The sequence below is a fragment of the Litoribacter ruber genome, assembly GCF_018500185.1.
GTDB lineage: Bacteria > Bacteroidota > Bacteroidia > Cytophagales > Cyclobacteriaceae > Litoribacter > Litoribacter ruber.
The window spans coordinates 45,314-63,905 of the sequence record NZ_JAHBGI010000013.1 but is presented as its reverse complement, the minus strand read 5'-3'; the positions used below and the strand labels follow the sequence as shown (position 1 = coordinate 63,905).

The window sequence follows — 18,592 nt, the reverse complement described above, 5'->3', positions numbered from 1 at the left end:
ATCAGTAGTTAAACGTTTGCTGTAGGCAGGATGTTTAGACTTTGGCCTATAAAATTCTTAGTGTTTTTCGTATACGATTTCAGGCTCTTCGATATCCACCGAGCCCTTTTCATTGATCTCGACCAGTTGCACCAACTTTGTCTCATTGATCAGCATGGGGTCATACTTAGCGGAAACCCTGATGTAGTTTTCCGTGAAACCATGCATTTTACCCTCTTCCACATCCTCTTCAAACAAAACCGTATAAGTTTTGCCCAGATTTTCTTGGTAAAATTGCCTTCTTTTTTTCTCAGAAAGAATCCGTAACATTTTGGACCTTTCATTTCGAACCTTCATAGGTACCACCCCGCCCATCTCAGTCGCCCGTGTATTGGCACGTTCAGAATAGGTGAATACGTGTAAGTAGGAGATAGGGAGTTCATTAAGGAAATTATAGGTCTCCAAGAACAGCTCTTCAGTTTCTCCGGGAAATCCAACAATCACATCCACGCCAATGCAGCAGTGGGGCATGAGGGTCTTAATCTTGGATACACGGTCCTCATAAAGCTCACGCAGGTAGCGACGGCCCATAGCCCTTAGCATAGTATTGCTTCCAGATTGAAGTGGGATATGGAAATGAGGAACAAAACGCTTTGATCTGCTAACAAATTCTATCGTTTCGTTAGTCAAAAGGTTAGGCTCAATGGATGAGATACGGAAGCGGTTGATTCCTTCAATTTCATCCAATGCAGTTACCAGGTCTGCAAAGCGCTCTTTTCTCTTGCCATCCTGGATTCCAAAGTCGCCGATGTTGACGCCAGTCAGTACCACCTCCTTCACATCGGAAGCGGCAATTTCCCTGGCAGAATCTAAAATGTTGGCGATACTGTCACTTCTGCTTTTACCCCGGGCAAGAGGAATAGTGCAGAAAGCACAGCCGTAATTACAGCCATCCTGAACTTTTAAAAAGGTCCTGGTGCGGTCATTGATGCTGAAAGCGTTGTTAAAAACAGTGGCTTCCTGGATCTCGGAGGCCAGCACTTTGGCTTCTTGCTCTTTGGCAAAGCCGTCAAGCAATTCAATAAGTCTAAATTTTTCGGCCGCCCCTAATACGGCATCCACCCCTTTGATGGTGGCGATTTCCTGAGGTTTAAGCTGGGCATAACAGCCTATAATAGTCACATAAGAATTAGGGGAAATCTTTTTGGCCTCCTTGACGATCTTTTTACATTTTTTGTCAGCATTCTCGGTTACCGAACAGGTGTTGATGATGAAAATGTCGGGAGTTTGGTCAAATTCGACCTTCTGATACCCCTTATTTTCAAACATTCTACTTATTGTAGAGGTTTCTGAGTAATTGAGTTTACAGCCTAACGTATAAAATGCTACCTTCTTCAAACCTAAATCCTTGATGCTTAATTAATCCGCAAAGGTAAGCATATTCCCTTAAGATTTCAATCCGGTATTTTTCTGTATTGATTTGATTGCAAACCATAGGGTGGATCGAAAAAGAGGGGTTTTATCTGTAAAATTTGATAAAACTCTGTAAAATGGTTTAATTTTTGACCATTTTTGCATAGTAAAAATAAATATTGTTAGATTTGTGTATTAAAATCAAACCACATAAATAAAAAATGGCAACTTTAAGACAAGAAGCACTCAAAATGGTGCAACAGAGGGAACGGGTAAGTGTAGTCGCTCCTTCAGCCAAAATTTCTGATTATTTCGGCAGTCAGGTTTTCGGACTCAAGGAGATGAAGGAAGCTCTGGCGCCAAACGTTTACAAAAAAATAAGTAATGCAATTGAAAAAGGCGGGAAAATTGACACTAGCACCGCCGATGAGGTTGCTTCTGCCATCAAAACCTGGGCACTTTCCAAAGGGGTGACCCATTACACTCACTGGTTTCAGCCACTAACAGGCTCAACTGCCGAAAAACACGATACCTTTTTCGATGGAGGGTCCGGAATAGAAAAATTTAAAGGATCTGCCTTAGTCCAGCAGGAGCCAGATGCTTCCTCTTTTCCAAACGGAGGCATCCGGTCCACTTTTGAAGCCCGAGGTTACACCGCTTGGGATCCTACATCTCCAATCTTTATTTTTGATAAAACTCTTTGTATCCCAACTATCTTCGTGGCCTTTACCGGAGAAGCCTTGGATTACAAAACACCATTGTTGAAGTCTATCGAAGCCGTTAATAATGCTGCTATACCTGTCTGTCAGCTTTTTGATAGGAATGTTAAAAAAATTACAGCTTCGCTTGGTGTCGAGCAGGAATATTTTGTCATTGACAGAGCGCTTTTTGCTTCTAGACCTGACTTGATCATGGCAGGTAGAACAGTTTTTGGCCATAACCCTGCAAGGGGACAGCAGCTGGATGATCACTACTTTGGGTCTATTCCAACGCGTGTTAAGGATTTCATGCAGGAGTTTGAGATCGAGTGCTGGAAATTGGGGATCCCTGTTTCCACGCGTCACAACGAGGTGGCTCCTGGCCAGTTTGAAGTTGCCCCATTGTATGAAGAAATCAACCGGGCAACTGACCACAACCAATTGTTGATGGATTTGATGACCAAGGTGGCTGAGAAACACAACCTTAAAGTTCTTTTCCACGAAAAACCATTCGCAGGGCTGAATGGTAGCGGTAAGCACAACAACTGGTCCCTGATCACTGATACAGGAGTCAATTTATTTCAGCCAAGTAATTCAGCACGCGAAAACCTTCAGTTCTTGACGTTTTTGGTGGCTACTATCAAAGCCGTTCATGACAATGCTGATTTGCTTAGAGCAAGCATCGCCTCTGCCGGCAACGATTGGAGATTGGGAGCCAATGAGGCGCCTCCAGCCATTATTTCTGTATTCCTAGGCTCTACTTTGACAAGCGTTTTGGATGAGCTGGAGGAAAATGGTAACCTCAAGATTGAAAAGGGTGATAACATGTATATGAAGCTGGGGATTAGCAAGATCCCTCAGATTATCCTTGACAACACCGATAGAAACCGGACTTCTCCATTTGCCTTTACGGGCAACAAGTTTGAGTTCAGAGCCGTAGGTTCACATGCCAACGTGGCTGGTCCAATGGCAACTCTGAATGTCATCGTAGCCGAAACCCTGAAAACCCTTCATGCCGATGTGAAAGAAGAAATCGCAAAAGGCAAAGAGAAGAAAATCGCTATAGTTAATGTACTTCGCAAATATATCAGCGAAACCAAAAACATCCGATTTGAGGGTGACGGTTACTCCGAAGAGTGGGAACAGGAGGCAGAAAAAAGAGGATTGTCCAACCTGAAAAGCACGCCATTTGCACTTGATATTTTCGAGGACAAAAAGGTTAAAGAACTATTCAGCAAGCATAAGGTACTTTCTGAGATCGAAGTTGAGGCCAGACATGAGATCATGTTGGAAAACTACGTGATGAAGATTCAAATTGAATCCAGGGTCATGGGTGACTTGGCGCTTAATCATATTATTCCTACGGCTATCAATTATCAAAATAAACTGATCCAAAATGCCCAGGGTATGAAAGATCTAGGTTTGGATAATACTGCTGCTGTAGAAACTATCAAAGAAGTCAGCAACTACATCGAGTCGATCAAATCAAATGTCAATGCCATGATTGATGTGAGAAGAAGACTCAACAAGGTGACAGATGTAAAGGAAAAAGCCAAAGCCTATAGCACTGAAGTGAAGGAAGCATATTTCCAGAAAATCAGATACGCTGTAGACAAACTTGAACTCCTAGTGGACGATGAAAATTGGCCGTTGGTGAAGTACAGAGAAATGCTGTTTTTGAAATAATCGCAGTAACATTAGCAAATTCAAAAGCCACCAATAAAATTTGGTGGCTTTTTTGATGTTAACTGGCTTTTATGAAGAAATTATTCGTAATTTTTAATTTCAATTTTATTTAAGATTATGCAAAATATTAATTTTAATAGTAACCAAAAAAGTGAGATTTTTGAGCAGGTAAAAAATTATCTGCAAGGAGAAGGATACCAGATTATCACCCAAGATCAGAGTAGGCCTTGGGGTGGGTTTTTTGTCATTGATGAGGGGCAGATCCAGAAATTTAAAGATCAGTTTTTTCCTGAAGTGGAATTGGACAAATTGCAGTTGAGTCAAAAGCTGAGTCCGAAAATCCTATTGGTGGCTCCTGATAAAAGACTCTCATGGCAATACCATCACCGACGAGCTGAAATCTGGAAACTGGTCAAAGGAAATGGGGGCATTGTCACCAGTGACACCGATGAGCAAGGCGAGTTGAAAGACCTTAAAATAGGGGAGGTGGTCAAGTTGAAGCAGGGAGAACGTCACCGTTTGGTAGGACTAAAAGAGTGGGGTATGGTTGCTGAAATATGGATGCATGCTGACCCTTCAAATCCCTCTGATGAGGAGGATATTGTGAGAGTTGAGGATGATTTCAACAGGTAAATAAAAATAAAAAGCTCCAAGCCATTTAGCTTGGAGCTTTTTATTTTTAATTGCCGCCTCTTCGACTGTTGCCTCTTGAGTTGGAAGAAGATCTGGAGCTCGTGCCTGAACTGCTTCGGGAAGAAGAAGACCTTGATACAGAGCTTCCGCTGCTTCTGGAAGAGGAAGAAGATCTGGAGACAGTTCCTCCGCCGCTGCTTCTTGAGGAAGAAGACCTGGAGACTGTTCCGTTACTACTCCTTGAAGAAGAGGAGCTAGAAACAGTACCTCCGCTGCTCCGGTTTGATTGTCTAGGAGCGTTACTTCTTACCGCTGACCCAGATCCGGAATTCCTATTAGAAGGCCTGCTCTGCACATTGCTGCTGCGGTTTGCGGGGGCCTGCTGTCTGGTGCTATTCACATTGGCCGCCGAGGATCTCACCTGCTGTTGCTGCCTTGGGGCAGCCTGTCTGGTTTGAGTCTGAGCGGGTCTTTGTTGCACTTGGCCTCGCTGTGCTGGCTGTGCCGATACTCGGGATGGTGCTGCGGTAGCTTCGCTCCTTACGTTTCCAGAACTGTTTCTCTGCACACCGCTATTTGCCCGCTGTTGTACCGCTGAACTTCTCACAGGGGCAGTTCTATTCGGCCTGGCACCTCTGGTAAATTCAGAAGAATTGACGGCTCTGGAAGGTCTTGCCTGAGTGGCTGTATTTCGGTTTACCTCTGGCCTGTACATGGCCACAGATCCTCTGGCCACCGCAGATCTGCCCGGTCTGCCCGAGTTGCTTACCTGGTACACGGGGATGCTTCTTCTGCTCACCCTTTCCAAATCTCTTCTATGCGGACCTCCCACATATGATCTTTGATTGACGACCACCATATTGTTGATGATGGTGGTTTGCTGATAGATATTTACTACCCTTGCTCTAGGCACAAAGTACCTGTGAACCCTTCTATGAATAAGTCTATTATGCGGGACAAAGACATAATGATGGTAGGGCAAGTTTACTGCAACATTTATGTGTACTCCTGGAGCCAATGGAGCCCAGCCATAATAGCCTCCCCCTGTTCTCCAGTCTACCCATGCTGGCCCCCATTCATAGCCTGGAACCCATGACCAACCGTATCTATTGCTATAAAACCATCTGCCGTAATGAAATGGCGCCCAGCCCCAATCGAAATCCGACACCCAGGTATTTCCGTAGGAAGTCATTACCCAGTGACCATTTGTTGCGTAAGGATGAAAGTTTGCATGTACGTGAGGTACCCACACAAATCCATACTGAGGGTCATTTACCCAGGTACCGTAGGGCATCAATTCATCGTAAAAGACTTGAAAGGAGACAGCACCCTGCATTTGGGCATGTACCGGCTTATGGATACCTATGGATATGAAAGCCAATACTGCAAAAACCCTAAGCGCCTGCCTATAAGATCGGAAATATTGAAAGGGATTTCTCATAGCTGTGGGATTTAAGTATAGTTGGTTTTACGCAGGCTTGAGATAATATGTTTGTTGTAAAATTCCTATACGATAGTTTATTTCGCTTATTTGATGTAGGTAAAATAAAATTTAACGTCATAACATGCTTTAATTCAAGACTTACCTGAAAACTCTTTAACGGGTCTTAATTTTTGTTAAAAGAATTGCAAAGGTAAAAGAATATGTTTAAAAGCAAGACTGTTCCAGTGAAATGAAAATAACCTCGAAGGTGCGGAGAACCGAAGGGTAGAAATTCACCGTGAAGAGCGCGGAGGGGCCCAAAGATGGGGATNTAAAAGCAAGACTGTTCCAGTGAAATGAAAATAACCTCGAAGGTGCGGAGAACCGAAGGGTAGAAATTCACCGTGAAGAGCGCGGAGGGGCCCAAAGATGGGGATAATTGGTAAGGGGTGATAAGTGAAAAGTCTCAAAAAAAAAACCGGAGTCAAAATGACTCCGGTTCGGGTTAATTAAAATACTATTAATTAGCGAAAGCTTGTCCTAGAGCATCCCCTCGATAGATTTTTCAAGTTCTCTGGCATGCTCCAAAAATTCCTTCACATTCATTTCCTTGAAGAAAATTAGGCCATGGCTAGATCTTACTTTGGCTGTTTCGTGTAGATAGAAGTAATTTTTTCCCAATAGCAATTGTATATCATTCAACTGGCTCACCCAGGTTCTTTTGGCTATGGTACTGAATTTACCGTTGTGGGCGTAGCTAGGGAAGGAGGCGTTTACTTGACTGAGATAGCAATTGGCAAAACTATCCTCCATCACGGCCATATCCCCAAGGGAAACCGGCACGATCACATTGCATTCTGCTGGTTCAAATTTGAACCATACGTTTCTATAACCTATGATTTTTAGGTCTTTAAGGTCTTTTTCCTCACTCCACACCCTTACAGCTTCGGCGGTAGCCTGCAGTACTTTATAGTGGGTGTCAGGGCCGCTACCCTCAGGGTCAAGAGTAAGGCTGATTTTGGTAGGCTGGATCTTGCGGAACATCTCCACGATAGGCTCCACATCCCTTTTCTTTTCAGGCTGCTCGGTGAAAATGTCTCCCGTATAGAACCCTAGCCTTAAATGATGGACATTTTTGACCTGCACACCAAAGTGGGCCCAAACCAATTCCTCCTCAAACTCACGGATCATTCCTTTCAGTTTTTGGATCTTGGCCGGATTTTTCTCCCCGTCATAGGAATTACGCAGAATGCTGATCACCTCATTAATGGTTTCGCGAAGCCCTGCCGTGTTTTCTACCTTATAAATTTCCACCAAAGCTCTAACTACCCGGTGACAAAGACCTCGAAGGCTTTCCTCAGGGTCTTCAGATGCCACATTTGTGAGGTATTGATAGACATCCTTGTCGGTTTTGATTTTAAAACCCGATGTGTAGAAGTCTTCATACTTCACCATTTGAATCCTTCCCTCATCCAGCAATTGCTTGGTCTGTGTTAGAGTGTTGATTACAAAGGTGTTGGTAACCGCTGTGAACCCTGATGTTAAAACTGAAAAGTGGGCTTCGTTAGTGTTTTCCTGAAGCTGTGTGGTGATATGAGGGAGAATTCCCAAAGAAATGTCATCATGGTGCGGTCCGGTGTGGAGCAATACTTCATTCTTTTCTTTGGTTGTGCCCCTGTTGATTTTGGCTAAAATGCTATCCATTACCTCTTTAACAGTTTCTTCCGAAACATTCGGGATCATGGAAGTATATTTATCTGCCTTCAAATCTTCCAAAGTCAGCCTGTGTCCATATTTGCCCAGCTTTTTACAGAGATCAATGATGGATTTTTCTGTTTTCTCCTGAGTCCAATCGCCTTGCTTATAATAATTATCGAGACTGTCAGTTAGTTTGCTGGCAGCTCCCTTGGTCATGTAGAACCTGCCGTTTTTCAGCTTTTGGAGTACGGTGGCAGGGTAGAGGTTGGTCATTGGAGTCTCCAATGAGTCTTTTACAATCTGGGCTTTTGCTTCACCTGCGGCGATGATGATTCCCACTGCTTCCGGATTATAAACAATGGTGTCTAGTCCGATGGTAATTACCAGACGGTTTGCAGAGACTTCAATCCCGCCAAGGTCCCCTGCAGCCACTGCCTGGGTTTCAAAATTGGTTTCGGTAAGGCGGGTCGTGCTGAAAAGGTGGGAGCCTCTTGTATTGAAAGCAATGTGGCCATCAGGGCCAATTCCCCCAAGAAAAAAGCCGATTCCGCCTTTATCCCTGATCTTTTGCTCATATTCCCCACACCACTTATCGATGAGGTAGATGGATTCCTGCTGGATTTTTTCAAGCTTGGTGGCCGGTTCCCTGAATCTTAGGGAGAGGTCCACTTTTAAGTCAGGGAAGACCTGATGAAAATTTCTACCTTCCGCCAGTGGAATCTCATCTGAATTGATTAGCAAAGCTTTTTTGGGGTCCAAACCAAAGCCGTCAATATAGAATTTGTTGACATAATGGAAGAAGCTGTTTTTTTGCCGGGAGGAAATAGGATAAAATTCATCAATCTGCACAAAGTGTAGCCCTTCCAGTTTTGGCTTCTTCACCGAAGTCAAACCGTATTTTGAACGTATTTCTTTTCCCTTTTCGGTGTCCCAGTTTTCAAGCAGAAATTGCGTCCACTTGATAAAAAATTCAGGGGTTTTGCCAGTTGGTAAACTGATTACCCCTTCAGGATTGGCTGCAGCCCATTCCAAAAACCTACAGGCTGTCATCAGGCCTAGCTTCGGGAAGTTGTCAACTGTCAAATAAGGGATTAAAGTAGAATTGTGGCCTTGGCCGGCTTCTTTCTGAAAGCTTTTTTCTACTTCTGATAATGGGTAACTACTTGGCATATTGTTTAATGTTTTGGTAAAATGCTTTGTTGGTTGTCAATTCATCAAATCCTCGAAAATCTTATCCACAACCACTGCCACCCCGCCGAGTAAGCCTACTTCCTTACCCAGTTTGTAAAGAACCAGTTCTGACTGTTCCCTTGACTTGGCCATGCTGTATAGATTTAAGGCCTGCTGTATGGGTGTTAAAAGATATTGGTGTGCCTCTGCCACTGACCCTCCTATGATGATCATGTCGGGGTTGAGCAGTTGGATGAGTATGGAAATGCCGCGGCCTAGATCAAGTCCCGCATTGGAAATGATGGTAATGGCCCGCTGGTCTCCGGCCAGGGCAGCTTCCACCACCCAGGAGGGTTCTAGCTGGTTTTTCCTTTCCTTTGCAAGCCTGCTTAGAATGGAGTCTTCGTCGGTCTTGATGGCCTCCTTGGCCATTCTTACAATGGCAGTTCCGGAAGCGACAGCTTCCAGGCAACCTTTTTTGCCGCAGGTGCAGGTGATTTCCCTGGATTCGAAGATGGGGGAGTGGCTAAATTCACCGGCAAACCCAGCTCCGCCCCGGTAAAGTTTTCCGTCAATAATAATCCCCAAACCAATACCCCAGCCTATAAAGATGCCTAGTACATTTTGCTTTTTATCTGAGTGCTGCCCAAACTTGAATTCAGCCAAGGTCATTGCTCTGGCGTCATTTTCAAGATAAACCTTCCTTTCAAATTTCTTTTCCAGCCTCTTCTTAAGGCTTTTCTTTCCAAAATTTAAGTAGCTGTGATTGATTCCTTTTTCTGAATCCACCAGCCCAGGCATGGATATTCCGATGGCAATTATCTTTCGGTCGGGTAAACCGGAATTTTTAATGGTATCTTCAAGAAACTGCTCCAGTGCCTCATATGTCTCCCTTTCATTGTTGAGGTTAAGATTTTGAGATTCTATCTGGGAACATTGTCTATGCGAGCTGTCATAAATAGCCGCCTGGACTTTGTACTTGCTCACATCCACAGAAAGCACGTAGAAGGAGTCGTCGGTCAAGGCATATAGGTCTGGCTTTCTTCCCCCTTGGGATTCACCTTGTCCCTGCTTAATGACCTCTCCGGATTGCTGGAGTGCGGTCAGAAGGGAGTTTACAGTGGGTAAACTTAACCCCAGTTCTCCTCCTATGGAGCTGGCGGTATTGTGCGTATGGGTATAGAGATGCTTGATTATCTTAATCTTGTTAAGGTAATTTTTAATCTCCACCACGCCTTCCTTCTGCTCGAGTACTTTGTCGGGGTTAATCAGGTCCATAGGTCTAATTTGATGCAATTTAATAAATAAACAAATAAGTAAACAATACTTTAATAAAAAAATTAATTAAGTTATTGTTAATGGGTTAAAATTTTACCTTTTGGTAATGGCTAGTCAAATAGGTAAAAAAGATACTAAGATTTACTTATGATAAAAATTATTGCATGCCCATAAATAAAAAAAGCCCCAAGTGGGGCTTTTTGTTTAAATGTTGCTGACTTTAATCAAAATTTTGGAACGGGAGGTCTACTTCCGGTACGTCTAAGTTTACCACCTCGTCATTTTCAAAAATAAGGACTTCATCAAGTCGGCCATTTCGATTGTAATACTTCCATTGCCCCTCTTTTTTGCCATCTTTCATTTCGCCTTCAGAGGCAAGTCTTCCGTTGTCATGATAATATTTCCACGTTCCTTCTGCCTTGCCTGACAGATAAGTACCTTCAGACTCTTTACGGCCATTTACATAGTAGGTCAGGCGGGTGCCGTTTCCATTTTGCAAGGTGCCAGGGTCCAAAGTGGATGTGCCATCATAATTGTTGTATTCACCTACGTTGAGCAACCTTCCGTTTGCCCAGGTTTCTTCCTGGGTCAATTGCTTGTTGTCATAAAACAATCCCCAAACGCCGTCTTCAAAGCCATAAAAATATGAGCCTACAGACTTCAACTGGCCTCCGTCGTAATAGTATACCCATTGGCCGTGTTCGCTACCGAGTTGATATTCCCCTTCAGCGATCAATATCCCAATTTTGTTGAAATACTTCCAAAGACCAGATTTCACATCATTTCTGTATTCACCTATGCTGTAAAGCTCTCCCTCAGGGAAGTAATTTTTCCATAGCCCCACTCTTGAACCGTTTTCAAATTGACCTTCCACGGAGATGTTATTGTTGCTATGGTATTCCACATACTCGCCATGGGGAAGACCCAGCTCGTTGTAGGTTTTTCTTTTGGCCAAATTCCTGTTTGGGTAAAACTCCTCCCAGGTGCCTGTAGGAAGGTCATTTCTATAATTTTCAGTTCGAGCTACCCTTCTGTTTTCGTAATAATAGGTCCATTCACCGGTCCGGTTGCCCTTATTGTCATATTCGGTTTCGGATTCTACCGTTCGTGAGAATGGGAAGTATTTTTTCCAGCTTCCAACTCTTCTTCCCAAGTTAAACTCACCCTCTTCCTGTACATTATTTTCATCATCGTATCTTTTGAAATCTCCGTGGGGCTTATTGTTTTGATAGTTGGCCTCTACCAATATATTGCCATATTGGCTATATTCGCGGTATCTGCCCTCCAGTTTGTCATTTTTAAATGTTTGCACAATAGCCAGTTGCCCGTTTGGGAAGTAAGAGTTCCAGGTCCCTGATTTCTTGCCATTTTCAAACTGCCCTTCCAGCTTTAGCTGTGGGGACCGGCCTTGAGTTTCGTTGATATTATAATATTGCTTATACGGGCCCACCAAGACACTATCTTGGAAAACCGACTCTAGCAATACATTTCCCTTCTGGTCAAATTCCTTGTATTGTCCATTCAACACATTGTTGCGGTAATCAGCCCTCATTTGGGGTTGGCCATTCGAGTGGAATGCCACCCATTCGCCATCCTTTTGACCTTCAACAAATTTTCCCTGCTGGATGACCCTATTGTTGGTGGGATTCATGAATTTCCATAAACCTTCCATTTTCCCCTCGGCCATCACACCGGTGCCCATTATGGTGGAGTCAGAGTTGTATAGGGTTACGGTTTGGGCCTCGGTGGAAATCGCGGGGATTAGGAAGGCAAGGAGGAATAAGACTTTTGCAAAAATATATTTCATGGACAATGAGGTAATTAATTCCTTAGGATGTTACGACAGTCAAAGCTACTAGGTTACTAAATTAACTTATAATCTTTAAAAAGTAGGCTAAATTCGGCAAAATCGCAAAATACGTTCCAATTCTTCTAAAACCTGAGACTTCAAATTTCCCATGGACCCGCTCATTTCTAATTTTTTAGCAAACTGGAGATACCTGAATTTCGAAATGTGTTCTTCACAACTTAGAATTGGGGTAGGAGTTCCAGAAAGCTGTTTGAAAAAGTTTGCATAATCATATGGATTCTTTCCTTTTGGAAGAATAAACCCGTTTTCCAGAAATTTCGCAGCCTTTTTCTTTTCGACTAATTCCTTTCCAAATTTTTCCCCAAAGAATACCAACACAAAAAGCCCATGGCCCCACCAGTTCAATACCCTGATGTTGTGTCCATGGGTTTTGTCAAAATCCCTGAATATGTCCAAAACCTGATAGGGACAATGGCCCAGCTCATTGCCCATACTGACCTTGCATCCCTTGCTTTCGGGATACATGTCTGAAAGTTGGCTTTGTGGAAAATGGTTGGCAATATCCGTGAAGAGATGCTTAAAGGCTGACTTCAGCTCAAAGATCTCTTCATGGATGTCCCTATTCTGTAATAACTGGATGTTCAATTTAGGTTCTCCCATCCTACCAATTGAGAAGTGCGGAGGCCCAAGCAAATCCGCTACCGAAGGCGGCAAGACAAACCAAGTCACCGGATTTCAATTTTCCCTGCTCAAAAGCCTCACTCAGGGCTATTGGAATGGTGGCCGCTGTGGTATTCCCATAATACATAATGTTATTAAAAACCTTGTCATCGGGAAGCTGCAATTTTTCTTGGATGAATTTGCTGATTCTCAAGTTGGCCTGATGGGGGACAAGCAGGTCAATTTCTGATTTGTCTTTTCCATTTGCTTCCAGGGCCTCTTCGATTACCTCCTGGAATTTGACTACGGCATGCTTGAAAACGGCGTTTCCGTTCATCTGCAGCTTGAAGCTTGGGCCCTCCACAATATCCGGTGATAGTCGATTTTCACGGCTGCTACCCGGATCTTTGACATAAAGTTCCTCGCAATAGTCCCCATCGGCGTGGAGATGGGTGGACAAAATCCCATGATCGGAGGTTTCAGTGGCCTGTAACACTGCTGCTCCAGCTCCATCGGCAAAAATCACCGCACTTGACCTTCCCTCATCAGTCTTGTTTAAGGCCGAAGATTGGATCTCAGCTCCTATAATTAAAATATTCTTATACATGCCGGTTTTGATATATTGATCAGCAATGGATAAGGCATATATAAAGCCGGAGCAGGCATTTCGGATGTCCAAAGCACCGATGCCCTGAAGCCCTAGCTCCCGCTGTACCAATACACCATTTCCCGGAGCGAAATAATCCGGTGTGCTGGTGGCAAAAACTATAAAATCTATGTCCTTAGTATCTATACCGGCACGTTCTATTGCCATTTTGGAGGCCTCTACCGACATGCTGGTAACAGTGTCCTTTCCTGGGGTAAACCATCTTCTTTCGTGGATTCCGGTTCTTTCGACGATCCACTCATCATTTGTGTTCATCATTTTGGACAGCTCATCATTGGTGACCACACGGTCAGGCAAATAATGGCCAACGCCAACTATTCGTGATTTTTTCATGGGTTTATAGTCAATTATAAAAATCTTTATTAAAGAATAACAGGTAATCTACTGTTCTGTTTTGGCCAGCTTCTCTTTGATTTTCCAATAGCGGTACAGGCCCGCCACAGACATCCAGCTGGGATTGGCTTTCTCGTATTTATCAAGGGTCTCCTTGCTCAGACCGGATTTTTTCAATTGGTTTTGGGTATAGGTTATGAAAAGAGGTACTACTTCCTGCTGTTCCACCTTTTTCTCATAATATCCCTTTATCCATACAGCCCAATCATCCAGAATAAGTTCGAGTTCTTCAAAATGGGTGTCAATTTCAATCACTTTTCCATAATGCGTAAGGTAAAGGGCAGTAGGTTGGAGGGCTTTTATTCTTTCAATGGATTTCTTCCAATCCTCAATATGGATGTCAGGTGGAGGACAAGGTGGTGTGACCGGCCCCCCGTCAATTTTCACCCCAGCCACATCACCGGTAAATACGGTGTCCCCAAGTTGCCAGGCAATGTGGTGAACTGCGTGCCCGGGAGTAAACCAGGCTGTCAGGGAAGTGGAGCCAATGCTAATGGTTTGCCCATCGGTCATGGAAATTAACTGCGAGGGTGGAATGGCTTTCATTTCACCCCAAAGCTCCTCCATCTGATCCCCATAGATCATCTTGGCTGAATTCCAGAGTTTATCGGGATTTGCCAAATGGGGTGCGCCTTTGGGATGAAGGTAAATCTTGGCACCATGATTCGCAAATTTCCAAGCGGCACCCGCATGGTCAAAATGAATGTGGCTGAGGAAGACATGTTGAATGTCTTCTATCTGATAGCCTATTTTTTCGACCCCAGACTGTAAGGCCTCAAAAGTGCTTTCAGGTCCCGACTCAATCAAAATAGGCCCCTCGCTGGTTTCCACCAGAAAAGCAGCAATAGAGTTGGGGATTTTCTTAAACTGCAGGTCTATGATGTGAACAGTGTCCATTATCCAAAGAGGGTATAGTTGCCAAATTGGTCCATTGGGGAGGTTTTCTTGATCAATGAAGGGCTATCGTTGCTCACCTGGTTGACCATGGGTGAAACTGGGTAACTCATCATTTTGGCTTGGTCATAAGGCTGAAGGCAGCTTTTGAGAGCCTCCAATTCCGTTTGTTTGTCAAGCCATAATTTCTCCGTTTCGGGAGTGAGGATCACAGGCATCCGATCATGTATTTCGGAAACCATGGGGTTGGATTCAGTAGTGATGATCAGAAAGGTGTGCTTGTTTTCCCCATTCTCATTTTCATATTCCTCCCAAATTCCTGCAAAGGCAAAGGCTTTTTCATTTTCCAAAACAAACCTGTAAGGACTCTTGGATTTTTTGCCCAACTGTTTCCATTCGTAGAAACCATCAGCCGGAATGATGCATCTTCTTTTTTGAAATGCTGTCTTAAAAGAGACTTTCTCCGAAATGGTTTCCCCTCGTGCATTAATGAATTTTTGGCTCACAGGCTTGTTTTTGGAAAACTCTGGGGTAATGCCCCAATAAAAATGGGAAAAGCCTTCAGGGCTGTCAGAGGTGATGACCGGCATGAGCTGGGTAGGGGCCACGTTGTACCGGGGATTGAACTCCCCTGGCATCTCGGCCTGAAACCTTTCCTCTAATTCTATCTTTGATTTTGCTAATGAATATCTTCCGCACATGGTGGTGGTTGTTTATTAAAGTTTTTGAAGTTACTCATCCGAACTGATAAATTCAAATGCGCGTTTTTCTGACCAGTAAATTTCCCCCCGGCTTCTTGGGCTAAATCCAACGTGTCCCCCTTGCTCTGGAAACTCCATATAGACTTTTTCGAGCTTTTGTGCCAATTCTTTGGGGTAACAAAGAGGGCTCAAAAAGGGATCGTTGACTGCATTTAAAATTAGGGTGGGGATTTCAATTCCTTCCAAAAAATACAAACTGGAGCACTTTTCATAATAATCGTGGGCATCATCATATCCGTGCAGAGGTCCGGTATAGACATCATCAAAGTCCTTTAAGGTTTTGACCCTTTTGAGTAAACTTATGTCAATATCCGAGGGGTGGGAGGCGGCTTTCCTTATTATTTTATCTTTAAGGGTTCTGAGAAATTTGTTTGAATAGATAAGGTTTTGCCCTTTGGATATCTGGATACAGGAGCTTTCCAAGTGCAAAGGGACAGAGATTGCCACTGCCTTATTTAAAATGGTGACTCTTTGTCTTTCTTCTCCCAGATATTTTAGAATCAAATTTCCTCCCAAGGAGAACCCCACCAGGTTGATCTCTTCATAATTTTTCTGGGCATGGGCAATCACCGTGTCCAGATCGTAAGTGGCGCCGCTGTTATAAAATATGGGCCGCAGGTTTTGCTCCTCACTGCAGCCGCGGAAATTCCAGTTGAGCACATCATACCCTTGGGTGTAAAATTGATGCGCCATGCCTTGCATGTACGGGCGACGACTGTTGCCCTCCAAACCATGGCTGATGATAACCAGTTTTCTGTTCCCTTTTCTGAGCCAATCTAGATCCAGAAAATCACCGTCAGAAGTAGTAATCCGCTCTCTTTCAAAAGGTAGTAGGTTGACCTTGCGGAAAAGGCTGGGCACGATGGTTTGCAAATGCCCGTTGAACAAGAATCTGGGTTTGAGGTAATCTATATTTTCAATAAGAGGCATAAAGGGTAACTTTCTGCGCTGTGGGAAGTTTTGGAGTCATGAAAATACGACTATTAAATTTGAATAAAGACATTTAAGAACTATTTTTGGACTCCTGAATATTGAATTGGAATAAATCAAACTTATGGCCGAAATAATACGAATGCCCAAAATGAGCGACACCATGGAAGAAGGGGTGATCGCAGCATGGTTAAAAAAAGTAGGTGATGAAGTGAAGCCAGGCGATATCCTTGCCGAGGTGGAAACAGATAAAGCTACTATGGAGCTGGAATCCTACGAGGAAGGCACCTTGCTTCATATTGGTGTAGAAGAGAAAGACTCCGTCCCGGTAAATGGCGTGATTGCTATTATAGGAGAAAAGGGCGAGAACATAGATGACCTATTGAAAGAAGCTGGCAATGGCGGCGGCCAGTCAGAAAGTCAGCCTAAAGAAGAGAGCAAAAAAGAGGAGGAGAAAGAAGAATCCTCTTCTGAAGAATCGGAAAGCTCAGATGAAGAAGTGGATACTTCTGACATCAATGCCACCTTGATCACCATGCCTAAGATGAGTGATACCATGCAGGAAGGTACCATTGCCAGCTGGTTGAAAAAAGTAGGTGATGATATCAAATCCGGTGATATTTTGGCTGAAGTGGAAACCGATAAGGCTACCATGGAGCTGGAATCCTATGAAGACGGTACATTACTTTATGTGGGCGTAGAGGAAGGCGATTCAGTAGCCATTGACGGTGTTATTGCTATCATTGGTGAAAAAGGTGCAGACTATGAGAAACTTCTCAAAGCGCATGAAAGCAAGTCCTCTGGCAAAAAAGAAGATAAGCCTGCTAAAAAAGAAGAACCAAAAGCAGAATCCAAAAAGGAAGATAAGCCAGCCGAAAGCAAAAAAGAAGAGTCTAAGCAGGCCACTTCATCCGCTCCTTCTACTACTGAAGGTGGCAGAGTGAAAGCATCTCCTTTGGCCAAGAAAATGGCAGAGGATAAAGGCGTGGATATTTCACTGATAAAAGGAACAGGTGAAAATGGCCGAATCATCCGTAGGGATGTGGAGCAGTTTGACCCAGCCTCCGTACAGCAACCAGCTGCAGCTTCAGCCCAGGCAGGTGCTCCAGCGATCGGACAGGAATCATTTAGAGAGGAGAAAGTCTCTCAAATGAGAAAGACCATCGCCAAGCGCTTGGCAGAAAGCAAATTCTCCGCACCGCACTTCTACCTGACCATGGAAATCAACATGGACAAGGCTATCGAGGCGCGCAAGAGCATGAATGAAATTGCTCCTGTCAAGATCAGCTTCAACGATATGGTAATCAAAGCCGCAGCGGCAGCTTTGAGACAAAACCCTAAAGTGAACTCCTCTTGGTTGGGTGACAAAATCCGATACAATGACCACATCAATATTGGTATGGCAGTAGCGGTGGAAGAAGGATTGTTGGTGCCGGTGATCCGTTTTGCGGACAATAAGTCATTGTCGCAGATTTCACAGGAGGCCAAGTCCCTAGGAGCCAAAGCCAAGAACAAGGAACTTCAGCCAAAGGATTGGGAAGGCAATACCTTTACAGTTTCCAATTTGGGAATGTTCGGTATAGATGAATTTACCGCTATCATCAACCCGCCAGATGCTTGTATCATGGCTGTTGGGGGTATTAAGGAAACCGTAGTAGTGAAAAACGGTGAGATGAAAGTAGGAAATGTCATGAAAGTAACCTTATCCTGTGACCACAGAGTAGTCGATGGTGCAGTAGGATCTGCTTTCCTTCAAACCTTCAAAAACCTACTTGAAGATCCAGTTAGAATCCTGATATAATACTTCGTACATCGTACCTCGTGCTACGTACTTAAAAATAACTTCTGTCAAAAAGTCCTGATCTTTCGGGACTTTTTGCTTTAGTACGCCATTTGATACATTAAGACAAAAGGAATCGATACTTTTAGCAATTCTTAAACACTAGATATGGAAAAGATCAAATCCACCACCGTGGTGGCCATCAAACATAACAATCAGGTAGTAATCGGTGCCGATGGGCAAGCCACTTTGGGTAACACTGTGGCCAAAAGCAGCGTAAACAAAATCCGTAAACTGCAAAACGGTAAAATTGTAACAGGTTTTGCTGGGTCTACCGCCGATGCTTTCACACTTTTGGAGAAATTCGAGGAGAAGCTCGGAGCCTTCGGCAACAATATGAAAAGGGCCGCAGTGGAGCTGGCCAAAGAATGGCGAACTGATAGGATGCTGAGCAAGCTGGAAGCCATGATGATTGTGGCAGACAGTGAGGATATTCTGATCATTTCGGGTACCGGAGACGTGATCGAACCGGATGAATATATAGCAACCATCGGCTCAGGAAGCATGTATGCCCAATCAGCTGCACGCGCACTCAAAAAGTTTGCACCCCAGCTGTCCGCTGAGGACATGGTAAGGGAAAGCTTGGGAATAGCGGCAGACGTCTGCATTTACACTAATCACAACCTCGTGATTGAAAAAGTGCAATAGTATTCTAGAAA

General features: G+C 43.9%; 14 protein-coding genes. 4 read left to right on the top strand and 10 right to left on the bottom strand.

Annotation, left to right across the window (positions count from 1 at the left end):
• Positions 1-57 precede the first annotated feature (57 nt).
• The gene (mtaB, locus tag KIH41_RS15680) at positions 58-1,377 is read right to left on the bottom strand and encodes a tRNA (N(6)-L-threonylcarbamoyladenosine(37)-C(2))-methylthiotransferase MtaB (protein WP_214162978.1); all 1,320 of its coding nucleotides are present in this window, start codon (positions 1,375-1,377) and stop codon (positions 58-60) included.
• Between the two features lie 236 nt (positions 1,378-1,613).
• Here mtaB and KIH41_RS15675 point away from each other — a divergent pair, with 236 nt between their 5' ends.
• Together KIH41_RS15675 and KIH41_RS15670 are read left to right on the top strand one after the other, a co-directional pair.
• Positions 1,614-3,776 carry a glutamine synthetase III family protein gene (locus tag KIH41_RS15675; protein ID WP_214162977.1) on the top strand — a complete coding sequence of 721 codons (2,163 nt, stop codon included), beginning with the start codon at positions 1,614-1,616 and terminating at the stop codon, positions 3,774-3,776.
• A gap of 117 nt (positions 3,777-3,893) precedes the next feature.
• Positions 3,894-4,409: a cupin domain-containing protein gene (locus KIH41_RS15670; RefSeq protein WP_214162976.1), complete on the top strand. Its 516-nt coding sequence runs from the start codon at positions 3,894-3,896 to the stop codon at positions 4,407-4,409.
• A gap of 46 nt (positions 4,410-4,455) precedes the next feature.
• Here KIH41_RS15670 and KIH41_RS15665 read toward each other — a convergent pair whose 3' ends face one another.
• The 9 genes from KIH41_RS15665 to KIH41_RS15625 form a co-directional block, all read right to left on the bottom strand.
• Complete coding sequence (locus KIH41_RS15665; RefSeq protein ID WP_246539177.1) at positions 4,456-5,850, bottom strand: DUF6600 domain-containing protein; 1,395 nt, start codon at positions 5,848-5,850, stop codon at positions 4,456-4,458.
• 522 nt (positions 5,851-6,372) lie between these two features.
• Complete coding sequence (locus tag KIH41_RS15660) at positions 6,373-8,700, bottom strand: PIG-L family deacetylase (protein ID WP_213945567.1); 2,328 nt, start codon at positions 8,698-8,700, stop codon at positions 6,373-6,375.
• Between the two features lie 36 nt (positions 8,701-8,736).
• Complete coding sequence (locus KIH41_RS15655) at positions 8,737-9,978, bottom strand: ROK family protein (RefSeq protein WP_214162975.1); 1,242 nt, start codon at positions 9,976-9,978, stop codon at positions 8,737-8,739.
• Between the two features lie 220 nt (positions 9,979-10,198).
• Positions 10,199-11,785 (bottom strand): toxin-antitoxin system YwqK family antitoxin, encoded by a 1,587-nt coding sequence (locus tag KIH41_RS15650; RefSeq protein ID WP_213945565.1) that lies wholly within the window; start codon positions 11,783-11,785, stop codon positions 10,199-10,201.
• An 87-nt stretch (positions 11,786-11,872) separates the two neighbouring features.
• A complete protein-coding gene (locus KIH41_RS15645) occupies positions 11,873-12,448 on the bottom strand; it encodes a hypothetical protein (protein ID WP_213945564.1) in 576 nt (191 codons plus the stop codon).
• 1 nt (position 12,449) lies between these two features.
• Positions 12,450-13,448, bottom strand: a complete 999-nt coding sequence (locus tag KIH41_RS15640; protein ID WP_213945563.1) for a 3-oxoacyl-ACP synthase III family protein — start codon at positions 13,446-13,448, stop codon at positions 12,450-12,452.
• Between the two features lie 48 nt (positions 13,449-13,496).
• The gene (locus KIH41_RS15635) at positions 13,497-14,405 is read right to left on the bottom strand and encodes an MBL fold metallo-hydrolase (RefSeq protein ID WP_214162974.1); all 909 of its coding nucleotides are present in this window, start codon (positions 14,403-14,405) and stop codon (positions 13,497-13,499) included.
• On the bottom strand, positions 14,405-15,103 hold the full coding sequence (locus KIH41_RS15630; protein WP_214162973.1) for an SOS response-associated peptidase: 699 nt from the start codon (positions 15,101-15,103) through the stop codon (positions 14,405-14,407). Before KIH41_RS15630 ends, KIH41_RS15635 begins: the two co-directional genes overlap by 1 nt.
• A gap of 30 nt (positions 15,104-15,133) precedes the next feature.
• Positions 15,134-16,093: a YheT family hydrolase gene (locus tag KIH41_RS15625; RefSeq protein WP_213945560.1), complete on the bottom strand. Its 960-nt coding sequence runs from the start codon at positions 16,091-16,093 to the stop codon at positions 15,134-15,136.
• Positions 16,094-16,217: 124 nt separating this feature from the next.
• Here KIH41_RS15625 and KIH41_RS15620 point away from each other — a divergent pair, with 124 nt between their 5' ends.
• A complete protein-coding gene (locus tag KIH41_RS15620) occupies positions 16,218-17,894 on the top strand; it encodes a pyruvate dehydrogenase complex dihydrolipoamide acetyltransferase (protein ID WP_214162972.1) in 1,677 nt (558 codons plus the stop codon).
• 147 nt (positions 17,895-18,041) lie between these two features.
• Positions 18,042-18,581 (top strand): ATP-dependent protease subunit HslV, encoded by a 540-nt coding sequence (gene hslV / locus KIH41_RS15615; RefSeq protein WP_213945558.1) that lies wholly within the window; start codon positions 18,042-18,044, stop codon positions 18,579-18,581.
• The last annotated feature ends 11 nt before the right edge of the window (positions 18,582-18,592 follow it).